Here is a 20610-nt window from a genome sequence, read left to right as displayed (position 1 = left end):
ATCCATGGACCGACGGATTGCTCGATCAGATGTAAAAAAAGAATATTCAGAACATTCTTGACATTGCAAGTCGGTTATTTGATAATTTAGCTAATCCAGAAAAAACTGGATAATAAATAGAAGGGTGGTATCCACAGTGCTGTATCCCTTTCCTGGTCAGCCGGAGAGCAAAGTGACCTTCAAGGCCCAGTACGAAAACTTTATCGGCGGACAGTGGGTGCCGCCTGTTGACGGGGAGTATTTTGACAACATTTCACCCGTCACTGGCAAGGTCTATTGCCGAGTCGCCCGTTCCAATGGCAAAGACATCGAAAAGGCCCTCGACGCCGCCCATGGCGCAAGCGAAAAATGGGCGCGGACCTCTGTGACCGAGCGGTCAAACCTGTTGCTGAAGATCGCCGATCGGATGGAAGCAAACCTGGAAAAGCTGGCCATTGCAGAGACCTGGGAAAACGGCAAGCCCGTCCGGGAAACGTTGGCGGCAGACATCCCCCTGGCGATTGACCATTTTCGCTACTTTGCCGGGTGCATTCGCGCCCAGGAGGGTTCTATCTCGGAGATCGACGACCACACTATCGCCTACCACTTCCACGAGCCTCTTGGGGTGGTGGGCCAGATCATCCCCTGGAACTTCCCGATCTTGATGGCAGCCTGGAAACTGGCGCCCGCGCTGGCCGCCGGCAACTGCGTCGTCCTCAAACCGGCTGAACATACCCCTACGTCCATCCTATATCTGGTGGAGTTGATCCAGGACCTGTTGCCACCCGGCGTCCTGAACGTCGTCAACGGCTTCGGACTGGAAGCCGGCAAACCCCTCGCTTCCAGCCCCCGGATCGCCAAGATCGCCTTCACCGGTGAAACGACGACGGGCCGCCTGATCATGCAATACGCCTCCCATAACATCGTGCCCGTCACCCTCGAACTGGGCGGGAAGTCGCCAAACATCTTCTTTGAAGATGTCTGCGCCGCCGATGACACCTTCCTCGACAAGGCCGTCGAAGGATTCGTCATGTTCGCCCTGAACCAGGGCGAGGTCTGCACTTGCCCCTCCCGGGCGCTGATCCAGGAATCCATCTATGACCGGTTCATGGAACGAGCCATGGCGCGGATGCAGGCGATCAAACAGGGAAATCCCCTTGACACGGAAACAATGATCGGCGCTCAGGCCTCCCAGGAACAACTGGAGAAGATCCTGGCCTATATCGATCTGGGCAAGCAGGAAGGGGCCGAGCTTCTGGCTGGGGGAGGACGCAACCACCTGCCTGGCGAGTTGGAGGAGGGCTACTATATCAAGCCGACCGTCTTCCAAGGCCACAACAAGATGCGCATTTTCCAGGAGGAGATCTTCGGACCGGTGCTTTCGGTCACGACCTTCAAAGACAAGGCGGAGGCACTGGAACTCGCCAACGACACCCTCTATGGACTGGGCGCTGGTGTCTGGACGAGAGATGCCAGCACCGCTTACCGGATCGGCCGTGGCATCAAGGCCGGTCGCGTCTGGGTCAATTGCTACCACATCTATCCGGCCCATGCGGCCTTTGGCGGCTACAAACAGTCCGGCATCGGCCGGGAGACCCACAAGATGATGCTGAATCACTATCAACAGACGAAAAACCTGCTCGTCAGCTACAGTGAAAACCCGCTCGGTTTCTTTTAACCGCGCTTAAGGCACGCGACGGGCGGTACGTACTTGCCGGTTTGTTGCCCCTTTGAGGCGCGAAGATGGAGCCAAAGGTGATCGTGATGGAGCCAAAGGTAATCGCAACAGAGGAAGCGCTTCGTTGGATCGAGGAATTGAAGCGCAAGTATGGTGAACTCCTGTTTCATCTATCCTGCGGTTGTTGTGACGGCAGTGACCCGATGTGCCATCCCCGTGGTGATTTCATCATCGGAGAGGCCGACGTTCTCCTCGGGGAAGTCGGCGGTTGTCCCTTCTATACGGGGCGGTCCCAGTCAGACTACTGCCGGCACACCCAGATCGTCGTGGATGTCATCAAAGGCCGCCCTGGCGGCTTCTCCCTCGGTGGGGCGGAAGGGATTCGCTTCATCGGTAGGTCCAGGGTTAGCACAACGTAAATGTGAAGATGATGAAAAACGACGAGAAGAGGAAATAAGCAGGATTGACAACGAGATGACAACGATATGGTGAGAGACGAGAAAACCGTATTGGCCATTGCCACTACGGTTTTCTCGTTCTCAAAGGGGCTTCGGCAAAAGAGACGTTTCCCTCCTTATAAAAGCATGACATCGGTCACGTGAGGATCATGATCACCGGGTTGAAGGCGGTAGACGTGGAGCATGAATGGGCAGACTTAGGGATGCAACCGGATAGGGTATAGCAGTAAAAAACAAATGCATCCCGAATTTGGGTTGCCCCTAATTGTCTTACACAGAAGTGCTGGAACACTCGGCGCTACGGCAGGCGCATTTGCCGTCACAGCCAGCGCAGCCGCCGGAGGCGCAGTGACAGGATCCTTCTTTCAAATTTTTCGCCTCCCGGTAGAAACCACGCAGCGTCAACCAGGCGATTGCCAGCGCGAGGCCGGCAGTTGCCAGAAAGGCGGTAATGACTTCCATAGGTTTCCCTCCTTACGCTTCTGTTAGAGTCCGGCACGCCTCTGTCCAGAGCCAGCCAGCGCTTATCCCCCAAATCCGAGCAACCGCCCGACCTGATACACAACCAGCGATACCACCCAGGCCAGCGCGAAGGGGTAGACGGCGCCCAGCATGGTCCATTTCCAAGAGCCAAGCTCCTTTTTCAGGGTGGCCATCGCGGCCATACAGGGCGTGTAGATGAGGGTGAAGACCATAAAGGCGTAGGCGGAGAGGGCGGTGAAATGGACCTGGGCGACGGGCAGCATCTGAGCAGCCGCATCGACGGCCTCCTCGGACAGTTCGCCGATGCCGTAGACGATGCCGAGGGTGGAGACGACGGCCTCCTTGGCGAGGATCCCCGTGAGGACGGCCACGCCGGCTTCCCAGGAGGCGAAACCATGGAAGGTGAAGAGGGGGGCGATGACGCTGCCGATGGCGGCGAGGAGGCTGTCCTGGATCTCGGCGGGGCCTTCCAGGTTGAAGCTGCTCAGGAGCCAGATCAGCACGGACATGCTGAAGATGATCGTGCCGGCTTTGACCAGGAAGCTTTTGCCCTTTTCCCAGGTCTGGGTCAAGACCGTCTGCCAGGCGGGCATCCGGTAGGGGGGCAGTTCCATGACGAAGGGTTCAGACTCGCCTTTTAGGAGGGTGTTCTTGAAGAGAATTCCCATCAAGATGGCCAGCACGATGCCGAGCACGTAGAGGGAGAAGACGACAAGGCTTTCGTTTTCGGCGAAAAATAGGGCGGTGAAGAGGGCGTAGATGGGCAACCGGGCGCTGCAGGACATGAGCGGCGCGATCAGGGCGGCGATGCGGCGGTCCCGCTCCGAATCGAGGACGCGGGCGCCCATGATGGCGGGGACGGAGCAGCCGAAGCCGATCAGCATGGGCATGAAGGCTTTGCCGGAGAGGCCGATCTTGCGCATGGCCTGGTCCATGATGAAGGCGACGCGGGCCATATAGCCGGAGCCGTCGAGGATGCTGATGAACAAAAAGAGCGTGAAGATGATGGGGACGAAGACGAGGACGCCGCCCACGCCGGCGATGATGCCGTCGACGACGAGCGATTGCATCCACTCTGCCACGCCGAGCGAGACGAGGGATTCCGACGCCCACTCAGTGAAGGGACCGCTAATCCACTCATCGAGCAGATCGGCCAGGGGTTGGCCGACCCAGGTGAAGGTGATCTCGAACATGAGGTACATCAAGGCCAGGAAGATGGGGATGCCAAGAACGCGGTGGGTCAGGATGTTGTCCAGGCTGTCACTGAAAGACGCCTCCAAGGTGCCCTCCATCCGCGCCGACTGGGCCAGCACCTGGGAAATGAAGGCGTAGCGCGCTTCGATCAGGCCGTCTTCGTCTCCAGCCGCCCGCAGGGAAGCGGCCTGCGCCAAGTAATCGACCAGCAGGGGTTCCTGTAGCGCCTTGTCCCTTGCCTCGGCGATGGCCGGACCGAAGCGTGCCACTAAGTCTTTGAGCCCTTCTTTGCGCGTGGCGATGGTGGGCACGACGGGGACGCCGAGGCAGCGACTGAGGGCATCCCTGTCGATGTGGACGCCCTTTTGCTTGGCCTCGTCGACCATGTTGAGGGCGATCAGCAACGGCGCGCCGGCTTCGATCAGTTGGACGGTCAGGTAAAGGTTGCGCTCCACATTGGAGGCGTCGACCACATTGACGACCACATCGGGCTTCTCGTCGCGGAGGTAATCGGCGACGATTCGCTCTTCCAGTGAATAGGCGCTGATGCTGTATGTACCAGGCAGGTCCACAATCGTGAAGGTGGCGTCCTCTTTTTTCAGCCGGCCGACGGCTTTTTCCACAGTGACGCCGGGCCAGTTGCCGATGTGCTGGTGGGCGCCGGTGAGGGCGTTAAAGAGCGTTGTTTTGCCGGTGTTCGGGTTGCCGGCGAGGGCGATGGTGATGGCTGACATGACGTTGCATCCCTCCTATATGACCATGATTTGTTCGGCTTCCGCCTTGCGAAAGGAAAGGTTGTATCCCTTGATCTGCACTTCGATGGGATCGCCCAGGGGGGCGACTTTCACCACCCGGATTGTGGCGCCTTTTAAGACGCCCATGGCCATCAACCGGCCTTTGGCCGTTCCTGTGACCATCACTTTTTCGACGACGGCTGACTGTCCTGGTTTCATTTCTTTGAGGGTTTTCACCGGCCGACCTCCCTTTCCGCGCAACAATCAATCACATCGATTTTATCTGCCAGGCCTTTTCCCAGCATGACCTTGCTGCCCCGGACTTCCACCACCATGGGACCGTCGCTGGTCTGGCAGATGGTGATCGGCGTTCCGGGGGTGAACCCCATCTCCTCCAGATGGCGTCTGGCTTTGGGACAGCCCTCAATCTGACATATGATCACCCGCCGTCCGCGGTTGACCCGGCTAAGCGGAGAGCGCATTTTGTTCATCCCCTTTGCTGTGAATGGGGCAATGATGGCAGCGTGATTGGACTTCCAGCAGCTTATGTAAGAGTTGCTCCATGATCTGTCCCTGAAGCTGGGAGACGGTGATCGGCGGGCCGCCTCGATGGTGGCGTTCAGGGCGAGCAGTTTCGTTTGTCCGGCGATGGTGTGGATGGCCGACATCATCCCATCGAGCCGGCGGGCATGATCCTGAAGTTGGGCGGTGATCCGCGCCGCTTCCTGCACCCGGTTGTTGATGTCCGACAATTCTTGGCTGGCGCTGTTCAGGTTTTTCGCGCCATCCTCGGCCAGACGCCGCGAATCCTCCAGGGAACGTAGGGCTTCACCGACCTCGGAGAGCGCCCTCTGGGCGTGGCGGTTTAACTCATCGACCATCCCCTGGCTGCACAAGGCGGTTTCATTGGCTTCGGCCACCTGGTTTTGCACTTCTTCCCCTGTGGCGATCAACTCGCTGTTGCCGCGCAGGGCCGCTTGCACCTGGGACGTCAGTGCTTCAATCTCATCATTTAACCAGTCTGGGGGCCGATCCCGGTAGAGCGTGACTGGTCCGGTCGGCTCCGCTACAGGCCTTGCTTTTTGAGCAAACCAGCTCTGGAAAAAGCTCAACCCTGTCAACCTCCTCGTCACACCGCAAAAGCGGCGACAGTCGCTATGAGGAATTTAACAGAGAATGAAAATCATTGTCAATTACGGCGATAACCGTTCTCCGGCGTTTATTTCCATTTATCTTTCTCTGACGAAGGCGCAGATAAATTTGCGTAAATGAGAAACATTTTCATTTATGGGGCGGTAGGCTTTTGTATTCAGTCCTGCCGTTGTAGGGGGGTGGCGATTGTCGGGTGGCGTTAGATGCGCGAAAGGGAGAGCCTTTGCAAGCTCTCCCTTTCGCTTTTCTCTTTCTCTCTTTTCACTGAAACAGGCCGGCGGCGGGGCAACTCATTGATCTTTTTGAAACCGTTGTTTTTGCGTCGACGATGTTACACCGCATCAGCCGCGCCGGAGTTGCCGGCATTAGACCTGCTCTTTGAGGATCTCCACCATCTTGGCCAACTCGCTGATGGCGCCGGTGAGCGCTTCCAGTCTCCCCTCCATGCGAATCAGGAGGTAGGCGGCCAAGGCCACAGGAAACCCCACGTTGGCAATGGACTGGAGAAAGGCGTCCACGTGAGCACCTCCGTTATGTCGGGTGTTTTTCGATTAGGGGTTATACAGGTCGGTCACGTTGGACGACACCAGTCGCACGTCTTTTTTACTGACCAGGTCGCCGCCGGTGGTCGTGAAGACGTTCATGGCGATGATGGTGTCCATGGCCGCCGTGACCTGGGCGGGGGTGAGATCGGCTTTGGGGTCTTTGATCCGCAGGACCACTTCCCGGCCCAGTTGGTTGGTGAAGACCAGTTCGAGCGTCTCTTTTGTTGCCACGTTGAGTCACCTCCTTATCTTGCCTATTTGAGGAAGGGGCGTAGAAAAACAGGTGTGGCAGGATAGGATTAGGCTTCGATCAGTTGGTTCGTGTCGACGCGGGCGATCCGGCTGACGGGGATATTCATCAGGCCGGAGAGCGCCTCGGCGGCGGCGAAGACGCTTTCATCCGTCGCCGATGGTTTGAGGCCCTTGAAGTCGCGGTTTTGGAACAGGGGCTCTCCTTTGGCGTTCGTTCCCGTCTGCGTCACCAGACGCAGGCTGGCGTTGATGGGGCTCTTGCTGACTGCCATTGCTGACCACCTCCTTTCGAACGTTTGTTCGTGGTTGCCACGGTTAGAGATTACCATTCCAATGGGGAATTGGACAAACCTGGAGAAGGGGCAGGAGCGGAAAACACTACGAACATATGTTCGATTTACACCTTCTATCTCGCCGGATCGAAGGATTCCAGATTCCAAATTTTCTTTTTGCTTCTATTGTCTTGGATTGTCATGGGCCAGAAATCGGACAAAGAAAAAGGGCTGCTGAACCTACCAGCAGCCCGGAGAGACTAGATCATGCGGCGATGATGAACATTCCCTTTCCTCAACGAGGCGAACCCGACTGGGCAAACCCAGCGAACCCAACGAGGCGAACTCAATCTAGGCGAAGCGCGCCCATGTCTCGGCCGGCTTGCGGCTGCGAGGGGCTGCATCCTTGGCCCTCGTTTCCGGGTCGAGCAGATCCGCCGTCCCGGGGTATCCGAGAAAGACGACACAGACCACCCGCTCCTCTTCGCTGATGCCGAAGGCTTCCCGGAGGGCCGGCTCGCTCCACCCGGCCGTGGGGTGGCTGCGCAAGCCCCGTTCGGTCGCCTGGATCAGCAGGTTTTGCACCGCCAGGCCGCAGTCGAAGAGGTAGTAGGGCTTCCCGTCAATGATGGCGTCGTCCTTTGGGTTGGCGTAGACGATAAAAGCGAGGGGCGCGGCGGCGGCCCATTCGTTTCCCTTGGCGAGACAGCCTGAGAGCTTGTCCAACCCTTCCCGGGAATGGACGGCGATCAAATGCCATGGCTGATAGTTGCGGCAGGACGGCGCCCAGCGGAAGGCCTCGATCAGTTCTTCGATCGTTTCCGACGGCACGGGGGTGGGGAGATAGGCGCGTTTGCTTTCCCGGTTGACGATGGCGGGCAGAATGGCCACGAACAACCCCTCCTAAACGATTTTTTAGACGGATAGACAATGGTTTTTATGGGATATAGTTGGTTATAGTTGATTCGGCGCCGATCATGTCAGTCCTTCCAAAGAGACTCCTTTCCGGGCTTTTTATCGCGCTTCGACCAGGCCCTTATTCTAGCCCTTTTTATACCGGGATAGTGTTGATTTCTTTCCGCTTCAAAAAGTGTGTCTGTTCCTTCCTGATGTGCTATCATAAAGTGATATGGCTGAAACGCAAATGGGTCAAGGAAAGGGGGGAGGCAGGGTGCGTCCATCGTCTCCGGTGTCACAGGTGTCTTTCGCCCGCAGGAAGGCCGGCCGGCTGAAACCGGTGGGGCCGATCGAAGATTGGCAGGCTTTTTTCCAACAGGAATTTGATCGGGCCTTCCGGCGGCGCGGCCATAGCGCCATCGGCCTAGGGTCGGTGGAGGCCTGGGCGCGCTATGACCGGTTCATGGAGGCGTTGCAAGCCCGCAGCGCCCATTGGCCCCCTGCCTCCGCCGCCTGGCTCTGCCTTCATGGCCGCCTTTACCTGCTCAGCCGGATGGAAGAGGCGAACCGACTGGAGGGCCGGGTCTATACGGCTGACATCATGCAAAGGATCACGGAAGAACTCTCGGCGTCCCTCGCGAAAATCCGGAATGAGGGATGGACCGAAGAAGCCATTCCGGTCATCGACGCGGCGGCGGAGTCGCTTCGCTGGCAGTACCTCTCTTCCTCGTCCTCCTGGGGCGTCGATTGGCTCTACCTCTACCGGTTGCTCTGGATGCGACTCTTCAGTGAACGCCAGGCCGAGGCGGAGGCGGAACGATTGGAGCAGTTGCTGGAAAAAGCATCGACGCCTGCTGTGGTGCGGGACCGGGCGCTTTTGGCCCGTGCCCATTTTGCCATCGCCGCCGATGAGGACGAAGGGGCGCAGGTGCGGTTAAACGGGCTGAGCGAAAAGGCCCGCTTCACCATCGTCCGGGACCTGCGCTTTTACCTGGAAGGGTTCAGCCGCTTCCGCCTCTGGGAGCGACTGCTTGCCTGGCTGCGCTGGCTCGTCCCCTATGCCGGGACGGCCGACACGGCCAGCTATGAGGCCCTTTGCCTCTATTGGAACCAGGCGGCCCATACCTGCGGCGTTCAGGAGGAGTTTTTGGAGATCCTCCGGCGCTGGCTCCCCCGGAGCCGCCGTCTCTACAGCCACTATCTGGTGGAACGGAAATTGCACCGCGATTGGGTCCGGTTATGGCTGCATCATGGGACCGGCTTTCATGAGATCGACGGTGCTGTGTTGCGCGTCGTTGAGACCCAGGAGCCCGCGCTGCTCCTGCCGCTCTATCACCAGCAGGCGATCCGTTGCATCGGTAAGAAAAACCGCGCCGCCTACCGCGAGGCGGCGGAACTGCTGAAAAGGCTGAGCCGGATCTACCTGCGCCTGAACCGGGGTGATGAGTGGGACCGGTTTATGGCGGAGTTGACCCAACGCTACGGCCGCCTCCGGGCGCTCATGGAAGAGTTGCGGAAAGGAACGCTGATCTCGCGATGATCAGGTGCTATATATGAAAGTGCATATCTGCTGGATTCCGAACAGGGGCTTTTTCCTCTGGGGCGATCGTCCCTTCGGCTATGGCAGCGATCCCCTGGACCGGGCGCAGGAGTGGAAGTTCCGCCTCTTTGCCGACCATCAACCCTCTTTCTACGGGTCCTTCGTCGACGTGGAGGAATGGGAGGGCCAGGCGGGCCTTCTGTTGCCGCCCGCGCTGGCCTTGGACTTTCTGCTCCAGCCGCCGGTGAGCGACTTTTTCTGCTGGGACTGGTCCTCTGAGGTTAAGCAATTGCAACAGATCGCGCCGTCGGTCGCCGTCGCGCTGGCCGAGAAGCGGTGGCATCCGGACTACCGGCTCTGGCGGCAGGGGCGGAGAGGACTGCGGCTCGACTTGCACACGGAAAAAGAGCAGGCGCCTGGACTCCCTGATATATGTGATCAACGCGATATAAGCGATCATAGCGGTCAACTTGCCGAGTGGACGGCGCTGCTCATCGACGAGCAGATCGCCGGCGATATCACCGCCCGCCAGCAATGGGAGCAGTGGATCGCCGACTGTCCCATGCTCCATCCTGATTATCCGCGAGAGGGAGCTTTTCTCGACGAGGACGATTGGCTGGAGGCCATCGGTTGGAGGGAGGACAAGGCGCCCTTTGTCGTGGGCTTGCGGCTCTTGGAGCCGGAGGAAAGCGATTCATGGCGTCTCCAGATCCTTCTCTTTGACCGCGAAGACCCCGCTCACGTGTTCGAGGTGCCGCCTTCGGCGACGGAGGATGACCTGGATAAAATCCTTCCGGCGCCCTGGAAACCTTACGCCGGGCGGATCGGTCGCGCCGTTCACAAGTGGGTGGCGCTGGCGCCCCAGTTGCGTATCCAAAAGAAACAACCACAAATAAAAGAGGCGCTGACCGAAGGGGAGGCCTGGACCTTTCTCGCCGAAGACAGCCTCCGTTTGGCCCAAGCGGGCGAAAGGATCCTCCTGCCCCGCTGGTGGGATGACCTGAAGAAAAAAGGCGTTCGCCTGAAGGCTGTTTCCCGCTCCATGCCGGGGGATGATGAAGAATCCTTTCTCGGTATGGACCGCCTCGTCCGCTTTGATTGGAAACTGGCCGTCGGGGAGACGGAACTGACGGAAGCGGAGTTTCGCGAGGCCGCCCGCCAAAACCGGCGGTTGCTGCGCATCCGGGGACAGTGGGTGCAACTCGATCCGGGCCTCGTCCGCCAGGCCCTCAAGGTGATGAATCGCAAAGGCGGCGAGATGGACCTCGCTGAGGTCTTGCGGCTGCATTTTATGACGCCGTCACTGACCGATACGGTTCAGACAGTTCCGGGTGACCGACTTCCGACTGCCGCCTTTCCGGATGATCCCGATGGCAACGCCGCATCCGGCTTGTTCGAATCGGCCCCATTATCCATTGAAGTCGAACTGAACGAACAACTGGCGAAGATGGCCCAACAACTCTCCCAGCATTCGGCGGGGCCGGTCCTGGCGGAACCGCCCGGCTTTTGCGGCAAACTGCGGCCATACCAGCGCATCGGCCTGACCTGGTTGTCCTTTTTGCGCCGCTTCGGCTTTGGCGGCTGTCTGGCCGACGATATGGGGCTTGGCAAGACGATCCAGTGGATCGCCTATCTGCTTCAGATCAGGGATGAAAAAAAAGTGAATACGGCTTTTTCGCCCTCGCTCCTCATCTGCCCCACTTCGGTGCTGGGCAACTGGCAGAAGGAACTGGCCGCCTTCGCCCCCTCCTTGCGGGTCTATCTCCACTACGGCGCCCAGCGGGCCAGAGGAGAGGAATTCACCAAGGCCGTGGCGGAAGCCGATCTGGTCCTCACCACCTATGGCCTGGCCCATCTGGATGAAGCGGACCTGGGCGCGGTGCAATGGGACTGCCTCTGCCTCGACGAGGCCCAGAACATCAAAAACGTCTATACCAAACAGTCGGCTGCCGTCCGGCAGTTCGCCGCCCGTCATCGCGTCGCCTTAACAGGGACGCCGATGGAAAACCGGCTCTCCGAACTCTGGTCGATCATGGATTTTCTCAACCCCGGCTACCTCGGCGGCGCGAACGACTTTTTGCGCCAGTTTTCTCATTCCGCCGGTCGCGAAGGGGAGGAGGCCGCAGCCGAGCAGGTGCGCCGCCTGGTGCGCCCCTTTCTGCTGCGCCGCGTCAAAAGCGACCCGGCCGTCGAGCCGGATCTGCCTGACAAACAGGAGTCCAAGGAGTTTTTGCCCCTCACGCTGGAACAGGCGGCCCTCTATGAAAACATCATCGAGGAGATGTTCGAGAAGATCGACGAGGAGGCGGGGATGAGTCGGCGAGGGACGATCCTGGCGACTTTGACCCGTTTAAAACAGGTCTGCGACCATCCGGCGCTGCTGCTCAAGGAGAAGTCGCCCGCCGATTTTCGCCGTCGCTCGGCCAAGGTGGACCGCCTGCTTGAAATGGTGGAGGAAGTGAGGCAGGAGGGAGACGGCTGCCTTATCTTCACCCAGTACGTGGAGATGGGCCGTCTGCTCCAGGCTTCCATGGAAAAGGAACTGGGCGAAAAGGCCGAGTTTCTCCATGGGGGCATCCCGAAAGCCCGCCGTGATGACATGATCGAACGGTTCCAATCGGGCCGCGACTTTTTCATCCTCATCCTCTCTTTGCGAGCGGGCGGTTTCGGTTTGAACTTGACCGCGGCCAACCATGTCTTCCACTTCGACCGCTGGTGGAATCCAGCCGTAGAAAACCAGGCCACAGACCGGGCCTACCGCATCGGCCAGCACCGCCATGTGCAGGTGCACAAGTTCATCACCCTCGGCACCCTGGAAGAGCGCATCGATGAGATGCTCGAACGGAAACAGGGCCTCAACGACCGCATCGTCGGCAACGGCGAAGCCTGGGTGACGGAATTGTCCACCCGGGAGCTTCGCGAGATCTTTGCCTTGCGCCGCGAGTGGGTGGGGCGGGAGTGACGGAGAAGCGATTTCCTGAAAACAGAAAAGGGGAGCGGCCCTCCTTATCGTCCGAAAGCGCCAAGGACGATGAGGAGGGCCGTTTTTTTGCGGCTATTTCTGGTTTTTAGGGGGTGGATCCGGAGTAATTCCAGATTAAATACGAACTAATTCCGGATTTAGCCCGGTGTTAGTCCGTTGACACACCCCCAAAATATGATTATACTGTGTATAGATATAATACACAGTATACAAGGGAGCGCTGCCATTGACCCCGATCACCTTGTCACCGACATCCCCCATACCCCTCTACGACCAGATCACCAAACAGATCAAGGAATCGATCCTGCGGGGTGAACTGGCGCCTGGTCAGGCCCTTCCCTCGATCCGCCAACTGGCTCAGGAGTTGGGGACGAGCGTCATCACGGTCAAGCGGGCCTACCTGGAACTGGAGCGAGAGGGCATGATCCTGACCCGGCAAGGTTTGGGCTGTTACGTGGCTTCCGTGGAACAACAGCGTCTGGAATCAACCCGGCGTGAAACCGTGGTGGCGCAACTGCGGCAGGCCGTTGCCGAAGCGAAACGGTTGGGCATGACCGTGGAAGATGTGCAACAACTTTTTGCGGAACTGATGGCGAAACTGGCGAAGGAGGAAGAACGATGACACCGATCCTGGCCCTCGATGGTGTTACGAAACGCTACCCTGCTTTTACATTGGAAAAGGTGTCCTTGACGCTGTCCCCTGGCGCCATCATGGGCTTAATCGGCCCCAACGGCGCCGGTAAAAGCACCTTGCTCAAGGCCACTCTGAACCTGGTGCGCCTCGACGCCGGTTCCATCAGCATCTTCGGACTTGACCACCGGCATCATGAGCAGGCGATCAAGCGCCGCATCGGCTTCGTCAGCGAAGAGATCTCCTTTTACGACAGCTTGGCCGTATCTGAATTGGCCGCTTTCGTATCCACCTATTACCCCACCTGGGACCAAGAGCTGTTAGGCCGCTTACAAAAGCGCTTTGCCCTGACGTTAGAGAAAAAAGTGGGCGATCTGTCCAAGGGGAACAAGATGAAACTCTCCCTCTGCCTCGCCCTGGCGCACCGGCCTGAACTCCTCATCCTCGATGAGCCGACAGCCGGCCTCGATCCGGTGGCGCGGCGAGACCTGCTGGAGGAGATGCTCGACGTCATTCAAGAGGAAGATCGGTCCGTCCTGTTTTCGTCCCATATCACATCCGATGTGGAGCGGGTGGCCGATTACGTTACCCTGATCCATGAGGGGCGGATCGGTTACACCGGTCTGCGCGACGACCTGCAAGGAGCCTGGCGCCGGATCCTGATCAGCGGCGACTTTCCGCCGGAGGTGCGGCCCCATCTCCTCCATGTGAAGCCTCGCTTCGGCGGAACCGCCGGCGTCACTGGCGATTTCGAATCGCTCCGCTGCTGTTGGCCCGGTGGCATTCCTGACGGCGCCGTCCTGGAGGCGGTCAGTTTGGAAGAGATCCTGATCGCCCTGGCGAAGCGAGGGTAGAGCGCTATCTTAGAAGAAAGAGGCGATTGTTGATGTGGGAACTGGTAAAAAAAGATTATCAAATCCAAAAAAAATCCCTCCTGTCCCTGGGGGTGTTGTTAGTGCTTGCCGCCGGATTCATCCTGAGCGGCTGGCTTGATCCATCCGATGTTGGCGGTGTTTGGGGTATCATCATCACCATGTATGCCTTTAGCTACACCGGTGGAACGGTGATCTACGAGGAGAAGACTCGCGGCTACCTTTTTTTGCGCTCCCTCCCCCTCTCCGCGAGGCAGATTGTGACGGCCAAGTTTGCCGGCAGCCTGTTGGCTTCGCTGGCGACATCCTCGCTTGTAGCCATCCTGCTTGTCATCGTGGAATTGATTTATTCCCCTAAAGAGATGATTCTGCCGGTGGTGATTTTCTGTGTCAGCCTCTCCATCATCTTGAACGGCTTGATCTTGACGCTGTCCTTCCGCTTCGGTTATGTGACGGCGATCCGGGTTTTAGCCATCATCGCCTTGTCGCCGCTGTTGACCTTCGCCGTTCCCATCGATTGGCTCGTCGGCATCGTCCACAGTGTCACCGATTATGTGGACGGGCACATGGAGACGACCCTCGCCGGTTTTGCTCTTTTTTCCGTCGCTATTCAGACGGCTTCGCTTTTTTACAGCATTCATTGCTTCCAGGACGCCGATCGGATCGACCGTGTGCTAAAAAGCTGACGATTCCTTGTTACGGATCATCCATATGGCCATGAAAAGGTTTTGGTTCAAGCAACTACGCCAAATGACGACAATAATAATGGAATTACCCGAAAGCGATGAAAAATAACAAAAATAACGATAAAATGGCAGGATTTATGTAACCAATTGGCCGGTTCATGCGTCTAGTAAATAGGGCGTCTTTGTCTGCGCATCCCCCTATGGAACAGAAAGAGGGAAAAGCTGAAGGAACAGAATGCTCCGAAGGAGCCGGAGGTAGGGATGAACCGAGAAAAACCTGATGGACTCGAAGGAGGAGCGACGTTGAACCAGATCGTTATCAAAAACGCGCGGATTTTGACCATGGCCACAGAATCGCCGCAACTCCTGGAAGGGGACATCCGCATCGAAGGCCCCTTCATCCGCGAAATCGGACGGTTGGCTGGCAACATCGCCGAAGCGGATGATATCACCGTCATCGACGCGGCGGGGAAGGTGGTCATTCCTGGGTTGATCAACTGCCACAACCATGCGGCGATGGCGCTCTTTCGCGGCTATTCCGATGACCTTCGCCTCATGGAATGGTTAAGCGAAAAGATCTGGCCCGCCGAGGAGCGCCTCGACGGCGACGCCGTCTATGCCGGCACGATGCTGGCGGCGGCAGAGATGATCAAGTCGGGCACGACCACCTTTGCCGACATGTACTTCTTCATGGACGATGTGGCCCGGGCGGTGCAGGACTCCGGCATGCGGGCGACCCTCTGCCAGGGGCTCCTCTTCATTGACAATCAGGCCGAGCGGCGTCTGGAGGCCACCCGCCGGCTCTTCGCCGGCTGGCACGGCAAGGCGGAGGGGCGGATCACCGCCATGGTCGGCCCCCATGCGCCCTACACCTGTCCCCCGGACAAATTGCAGGCCGTCATGGCCCTGGCGAAAGAACTGCAAGCGGCCGTCCATATCCACCTCTCCGAGACGGTCGAGGAAGTGGACCAGATGTTTGACCGCTATGGCAAGTCGCCCGTCCGCTACCTGGCCGATCTGGGGCTCTTCGCCGAACACCACGTCCTCTTGGCTCACGCCGTCAACCTGTCCCGCGACGACATCCACCTGCTCAAAGGGCTCAGAGGCGGCGTCTCCCACAACCCCGTCAGCAACCAAAAGCTCGGCTGCGGCGTCGCCCCTGTCCTGGAACTGCGCCGCCAGGGTGTCACCGTGGCGCTGGGGACCGATGGGGCCGGCAGCGCGACGACGCTCGATCTTTTCGAAGAGATCAAGGCAGCCGCCTGGCTGCAGAAAAACCGCACCGGCGACCCGACGGCGCTGACGGCCTACCAGGCTTTGCGCATGGCCACCATCGAAGGCGCCCGGGCGTTGGGGATCGACAAGGAAATCGGGACGATCGAACCGGGCAAGCGGGCCGACCTCATCCTGATCGACATGAACAAGCCCCACCTGTTCCCGCAACACGACATCTGCGCCCTGTTGGCCTACGCCGCCAACGGAGCCGATGTGGACACCGTCTTGATCAACGGCAAGGTCGTCATGGCCAACCGCCGGCTGTTGACCATGGATGAATCCCTTGTGCTCGCCGAGGCGGCCGCGGCGGCCCGGCGGGTCATCGAAAGCTGAGAGAGAAAGGAAATGACGTTTTGCTTCAGTCACTTAAAACACGATGGCAGGATGTATGGAAAAAACGCAAGCGATGGATCGCGGCGATCCTGGTTGTAGCCGTTGCCAGCGGTGGCTGGCTCGCGTTGCGGCCGGCAAAAGGACCGTCAGGCGTACCGGTAAACGCCCAGGCGATCGCTGCCGGCGATCTGGACGTCTCTGTCGTCGTCTCCGGCAAAATCGAACCCTATGCGAAGGAAAACATCACGGCCCGTGTCAAGGGAAAACTGGTCAAGGTCTTCGTCGAAGCCGGGCAGACGGTCAAAGCCGGCGATGTGCTGGCGCTGATCGATAAAGAGGACATGAGCCGCAAGGAATCAGACGCCCGCGTCAACCTGGAAGTGGAACAGCTCAACCTGGAGAAAAGCCGGCAGACGGCCCTCTATGAGTTGGACAAAGCGCGCGAGACGGCGGAACAAAGCCGCAAGAAGATGGAACTGAACAAGAAAAACCTCGACCGCGTGCAGTCGCTCTTTGACAGCGGCGCCGCCACGAAAAAGGAACTGGACGAGGCCGTACATACCTATGAAGATTCCACCGCCCAGCACCGCAACGACCAGCGGCGCGTCGAGTCGATTGAAAGGAATGACTTGGGCACAGACCTGAAGCTGAAAGAAGCGCAGGTCCAACTAAAACGACAAGATTGGGAGACGGCGGCCCGCGACCTTGACGAGTGCGCCGTCAAAGCGCCCATGGACGGCATGGTCCTCGAGGTCCCCGTCGACCCTGGCGACTATATCGCCCCGGAGACGAAGATCGCCGTCCTCGGCCGGACCGACCGGCTGAAGATCAAAGCGGACGTGAGCGAGGCCGACCTTCCCCTGATCGGGATCGACATGGCCGCTCAGGTCACCGGTCCGGCCCTCGGCGACAAAGAACTGACCGGAAAAGTCACCGTCATTGCGCCTCAGGCTGTGACGAAGGAGAAAGAACAGACGGAAAGAACGACCGTGCCGGTCACCGTCGAAGCGGACAACCCCGAAGGCGTCGGGCGGCCGGGGACCAACGTGGACCTGCGCATCCGGGCGGCCCATCTGACGAATGTGCTCACGGCGCCCCACGAAGCGATTCGCGAATCGCGCAACGGCAAGGAAGCCCTGGTCGTCCGCGACGGCGTCGTGGCCATCTCTCCTGTCGTGACGGGCATGGCCAACGACATGACGGTGGAAGTCAAATCGGGCGTTCAGGCCGGTGACACCTTGATCCTCAACCCGCCCGAGGAGTTGCAAGAAGGGACGCCTGTCGTCATCCTGCCGCCCAATGTGCGCCTGCCGGGCCAGGGGGTGAAGTGATGACGCCCACTGTGTGCCTGGAAGGGGTCGGCAAGACCTACCAGACAGGCGCCGTCGCCGTGGAAGCGCTCAAGGACGTGAACATGGACGTCTATGCCGGCGACTACCTGGCCATCATGGGACCGTCCGGCTCGGGCAAGTCGACGCTGATGAACATCCTGGGCTGTTTGGACCGTCCCACGGCGGGACGCTATCTGCTGGACGGTCAGGATGTGGCGACCCTCGATGACCGGCAATTGGCCCGGATCCGCAATAAAAAGCTCGGCTTCGTCTTTCAAAACTTTCAACTCCTGCCGCGCATCGATGCGCTGGCCAATGTGGAACTGCCCATGATCTACGCCGGCCTCAGCGCCAGGGAGCGTCGCCAGCGGGCGGAAGAGGCGCTGGCCCGCGTGGGGTTGGCCGAACGGATGCGTCACAAGCCCAACGAACTGTCGGGGGGACAAAAACAGCGCGTCGCCATCGCCCGGGCGCTTGTCAACCGGCCCTTGCTCCTCCTGGCTGACGAGCCCACGGGCAACCTGGATTCAAAGACCAGCATCGAGATCATGGAGATCTTCCAGGACCTCAACGCGGAAGGCACGACGATCATCATCATCACCCACGAACCGGATATCGCCGCTCACGCCAAGACGGCGGTCACCTGCCGCGACGGCCGCGTCGCCCTGCGAGAGGGGGAAGGGCAATGAACATCTTCGAACTGTTCAAGGTCGCCTTGCAGGGGATCCGCGTGAACAAACTCCGTTCCAGCCTGACGATCCTGGGGCTGGTCATTGGGATCGCCGCCGTCGTCACCGTCATCACCGTCAGCGAGGCCGGCCAGGGCTACTTAAAACAGCAGATCCAAAAGTTCGGCTCCACCATCTTCACCATCTACCCCAACTGGAATGATGAGACGACCGACATCGACATCGAAGACATGACCATGGAAGATGTGGTCGCCATGAAAGAACTGATCCCCGAACTGAGCCATGTCAGCCCCATGATCCAGTTTCAGTCCATCCTGGAGGGGAAGAAGGCGAATAAGCGGGCTTCCATCTACGGCGTCAACGAGTCCTACTTCTCGATCCGGCGCAACCTAAAGATCACCCAAGGGCGCTTCCTCAACGCCACCGATGCCTCAGGCGCTCGCGCCGTCGCCGTGGTCAGCAAGGAACTGGCCAAAGAGCTCTTCGGCCACACCGATGTGGTCGGCCTGACGATCAAGTTGGAAGCCCGCACAGTCACCATCATCGGCGTTTATCAGGAGGACAAGTTTGCCCTCGACCAGAGCCGGGACTTGACGGCCTATGTGCCGATCACCTTTGCCCAGTTCGCTTTTGACATGTCCCGCATCTTTGCCATCGAGGCGGCGGCCCGCGATGAGAGCGTCGTCACGGTGGCGACGGAGAAGGCGAAAAACCTGCTCAACCGGCGTCACCACACGAAGGACCACTACAGCGTCAACAGCATCCAGGAGACCATGGGAGAGATGAATCAGGTGACCGGCATCATCGCCGGCATCCTCTCCGGTGTGGCCGCCATCTCGCTCCTCGTCGGCGGCATCGGCGTCATGAACATCATGCTCGTGTCGGTGACGGAACGGACGAGAGAGATCGGCCTGCGCAAAGCCTTAGGCGCCGAACGGCGCCACATTCTGCTCCAGTTTTTGATGGAGGGCGTTGTCCTCTGCCTCTTCGGGGGAACCCTGGGCGCGATCGTGGGCCTCGGCGGCAGTTGGGCCTTGGCCCGCTTCGTCGGCGTCGACGCCCCCTTTTCCTGGACAGGGCTGCTCGTCGCTTTCACCGTCTCGAGCCTGATCGGGATCTTTTTCGGCCTCTATCCGGCGAACCGGGCGGCCAAGCTGGATCCGATCGAGGCGCTCCGTTACGAGTAACGCCATTCCACGTCAGTCGCCAAGGAGATATGGAAAAACCCCCCTAGATCGCCGCTGCTTGAACAGCAGCGGCTTTTTTTTGCGAACCGGCAGGGATATTCCAAGGTTTATGGAAATACACAATATTGTGAAAAATCTTTTGATTGCTTAAACTGGAAAATACTCATCTATTCAGTCAATAGATCGGTACGACGGAAATAGGGTAGAAGCAAGAGGGGAAGAGGCCGGTGGGTGTTTGGTGATGATGCTATCAAAACAGTACAGCGTTGGCGATGTGCTGAAGCAGGATGTCTATTCCATGCAGGGCCAATTGTTGATTCCCCGGGGCACGCCTGTCAGCGAGCGGCTGTATGGGCAGATCTGCAAGTGGGAAGAGATCGGGGTGCTCGTCGATAAGGGAACCGCCCATGGATCGGAAGGGGGCAGCGATGAGCTCTCGTTGCTGTTCCAGAAAAAAAGCAAGGAAGAAGACATCCTCTATCACCAGGCGATCGAGACCGTGCGCGATGTCTTCCTGGACATCCGGGAAGGACATGTCTTTAACCAGGAGGCGGTCCAGGAAAAAGCCTCTGAAATCGTCTCGTCGGTGATCCACGACGAAAAAGTCGGTTTTCGGCTAACCCGATTGTGGAAGGCCGACGACTACACCCTGCACCATTCCGTCGATGTCTGCCTGCTGTCCATCCTGATCGGGCTCACCCTCGGCATGGAACAGGAAGAACTGGATGAGCTGGCTGTTGGGGCCATCCTCCATGACGTTGGGAAGATCTATATCCCGCGGGGCATCCTCAACAAAAAGGGGGCCCTTAACAATAAAGAGTATGAGACGATCAAAAAACACCCTGTCTTCGGCGTTAAGTATTTTCAGGAGACGGGCATGGACTTCTCCGATGCCCAGTTGTACTGTATCCTTCAGCACCATGAGCACTGTGACGGGACCGGCTATCCCCAAGGCCTGAAGTACCCCCGAATTCATCTGCACGCTCGCGTCGTCGCTGTCGCCGATGTCTTCTCGGCGCTGACAGCCGACCGTCCCCAGCGCGCCTCGATGGATCAGTTGCACGCCATCGATATCCTCTGCCGGCAGTCGCGGAGCCACCTCGACCTGCACATCGTCAGCGTGCTGATCGAACGGTTGCGGGAATTGCTGCTGCACACGCGGGTCCGCCTCAACAACGGCGATGAAGGCTATGTGGTCGACTTTTTTGAAAGCTCCCCCCTGCAACCGACCGTGCTGGTCACCCAGGACGCCTTCGGGCGCAAGGTGGTCAGCCCCTACCTGGTGCACCTGCGTCAGGAGAAGAATCTGACGCTTCAGGAGATCCTCACCGGGAGGAAAAGTTAGCGCGAATCGCAGAGTCGCCCCGCCGATGGGGTGGCTTTTTTATCCGGCAGGGAAAGGCCGGACCCCTATGGAAAAGAATAGGGTAAACCAAAAC

The 20610-nt window shown here is 58.9% G+C and carries 20 protein-coding genes; 12 read left to right on the top strand and 8 right to left on the bottom strand.

What is annotated here, in order from left to right; translation table 11 throughout:
• The first annotated feature begins 136 nt into the window (after positions 1–136).
• Both adh and AC0CW1_RS08070 read left to right on the top strand, forming a co-directional pair.
• A complete protein-coding gene (gene adh, locus AC0CW1_RS08075) occupies positions 137–1657 on the top strand; it encodes an aldehyde dehydrogenase (protein WP_488182554.1) in 1521 nt (506 codons plus the stop codon).
• Between the two features lie 65 nt (positions 1658–1722).
• Positions 1723–2076: a DUF779 domain-containing protein gene (locus AC0CW1_RS08070; RefSeq protein ID WP_488182553.1), complete on the top strand. Its 354-nt coding sequence runs from the start codon at positions 1723–1725 to the stop codon at positions 2074–2076.
• A gap of 309 nt (positions 2077–2385) precedes the next feature.
• Here AC0CW1_RS08070 and AC0CW1_RS08065 read toward each other — a convergent pair whose 3' ends face one another.
• From AC0CW1_RS08065 to AC0CW1_RS08030, 8 genes are all read right to left on the bottom strand, one after another.
• Positions 2386–2577 carry a hypothetical protein gene (locus AC0CW1_RS08065; RefSeq protein WP_488182552.1) on the bottom strand — a complete coding sequence of 64 codons (192 nt, stop codon included), beginning with the start codon at positions 2575–2577 and terminating at the stop codon, positions 2386–2388.
• Between the two features lie 62 nt (positions 2578–2639).
• Entirely contained in the window at positions 2640–4526 is a 1887-nt protein-coding gene (gene feoB / locus AC0CW1_RS08060; RefSeq protein WP_488182551.1) for a ferrous iron transport protein B, read from the bottom strand.
• A 15-nt stretch (positions 4527–4541) separates the two neighbouring features.
• Positions 4542–4763, bottom strand: a complete 222-nt coding sequence (locus AC0CW1_RS08055; RefSeq protein WP_488182550.1) for a FeoA family protein — start codon at positions 4761–4763, stop codon at positions 4542–4544.
• A complete protein-coding gene (locus AC0CW1_RS08050) occupies positions 4760–5638 on the bottom strand; it encodes a FeoA family protein (RefSeq protein WP_488182549.1) in 879 nt (292 codons plus the stop codon). The genes AC0CW1_RS08055 and AC0CW1_RS08050 overlap by 4 nt, the downstream gene beginning before the upstream one ends.
• Positions 5639–6043: 405 nt before the next feature.
• Complete coding sequence (locus tag AC0CW1_RS08045) at positions 6044–6196, bottom strand: YvrJ family protein (protein WP_488182548.1); 153 nt, start codon at positions 6194–6196, stop codon at positions 6044–6046.
• Positions 6197–6229: 33 nt separating this feature from the next.
• Positions 6230–6454: a DUF2922 domain-containing protein gene (locus AC0CW1_RS08040; protein ID WP_488182547.1), complete on the bottom strand. Its 225-nt coding sequence runs from the start codon at positions 6452–6454 to the stop codon at positions 6230–6232.
• Between the two features lie 68 nt (positions 6455–6522).
• Positions 6523–6747: a DUF1659 domain-containing protein gene (locus AC0CW1_RS08035; RefSeq protein ID WP_488182546.1), complete on the bottom strand. Its 225-nt coding sequence runs from the start codon at positions 6745–6747 to the stop codon at positions 6523–6525.
• 351 nt (positions 6748–7098) lie between these two features.
• On the bottom strand, positions 7099–7638 hold the full coding sequence (locus AC0CW1_RS08030; RefSeq protein ID WP_488182545.1) for a nitroreductase family protein: 540 nt from the start codon (positions 7636–7638) through the stop codon (positions 7099–7101).
• A gap of 280 nt (positions 7639–7918) precedes the next feature.
• Here AC0CW1_RS08030 and AC0CW1_RS08025 point away from each other — a divergent pair, with 280 nt between their 5' ends.
• The 10 genes from AC0CW1_RS08025 (at position 7919) to AC0CW1_RS07980 (ending at position 20516) form a co-directional block, all read left to right on the top strand.
• Positions 7919–9184, top strand: coding sequence for a hypothetical protein (locus AC0CW1_RS08025; RefSeq protein WP_488182544.1), 1266 nt, complete (start codon positions 7919–7921; stop codon positions 9182–9184).
• Positions 9185–9197: 13 nt separating this feature from the next.
• Complete coding sequence (locus tag AC0CW1_RS08020) at positions 9198–12146, top strand: DEAD/DEAH box helicase (protein ID WP_488182543.1); 2949 nt, start codon at positions 9198–9200, stop codon at positions 12144–12146.
• 247 nt (positions 12147–12393) lie between these two features.
• Positions 12394–12789: a GntR family transcriptional regulator gene (locus AC0CW1_RS08015; protein ID WP_488182542.1), complete on the top strand. Its 396-nt coding sequence runs from the start codon at positions 12394–12396 to the stop codon at positions 12787–12789.
• On the top strand, positions 12786–13652 hold the full coding sequence (locus AC0CW1_RS08010) for an ABC transporter ATP-binding protein (RefSeq protein WP_488182541.1): 867 nt from the start codon (positions 12786–12788) through the stop codon (positions 13650–13652). The genes AC0CW1_RS08015 and AC0CW1_RS08010 overlap by 4 nt, the downstream gene beginning before the upstream one ends.
• A gap of 32 nt (positions 13653–13684) precedes the next feature.
• Positions 13685–14356: an ABC-2 transporter permease gene (locus tag AC0CW1_RS08005; protein WP_488182540.1), complete on the top strand. Its 672-nt coding sequence runs from the start codon at positions 13685–13687 to the stop codon at positions 14354–14356.
• Between the two features lie 303 nt (positions 14357–14659).
• On the top strand, positions 14660–15964 hold the full coding sequence (locus AC0CW1_RS08000; RefSeq protein WP_488182539.1) for an amidohydrolase: 1305 nt from the start codon (positions 14660–14662) through the stop codon (positions 15962–15964).
• Between the two features lie 20 nt (positions 15965–15984).
• The gene (locus tag AC0CW1_RS07995) at positions 15985–17295 is read left to right on the top strand and encodes an efflux RND transporter periplasmic adaptor subunit (protein WP_488182538.1); all 1311 of its coding nucleotides are present in this window, start codon (positions 15985–15987) and stop codon (positions 17293–17295) included.
• Positions 17295–17984, top strand: a complete 690-nt coding sequence (locus AC0CW1_RS07990; RefSeq protein WP_488182537.1) for an ABC transporter ATP-binding protein — start codon at positions 17295–17297, stop codon at positions 17982–17984. Before AC0CW1_RS07995 ends, AC0CW1_RS07990 begins: the two co-directional genes overlap by 1 nt.
• Complete coding sequence (locus AC0CW1_RS07985; protein WP_488182536.1) at positions 17981–19171, top strand: ABC transporter permease; 1191 nt, start codon at positions 17981–17983, stop codon at positions 19169–19171. Before AC0CW1_RS07990 ends, AC0CW1_RS07985 begins: the two co-directional genes overlap by 4 nt.
• A gap of 241 nt (positions 19172–19412) precedes the next feature.
• A complete protein-coding gene (locus AC0CW1_RS07980) occupies positions 19413–20516 on the top strand; it encodes an HD-GYP domain-containing protein (protein WP_488182535.1) in 1104 nt (367 codons plus the stop codon).
• Positions 20517–20610 lie beyond the last annotated feature (94 nt).

This window comes from Heliomicrobium sulfidophilum, assembly GCF_057715735.1.
This window is presented reverse-complemented; position numbering and strand designations above follow the sequence as displayed.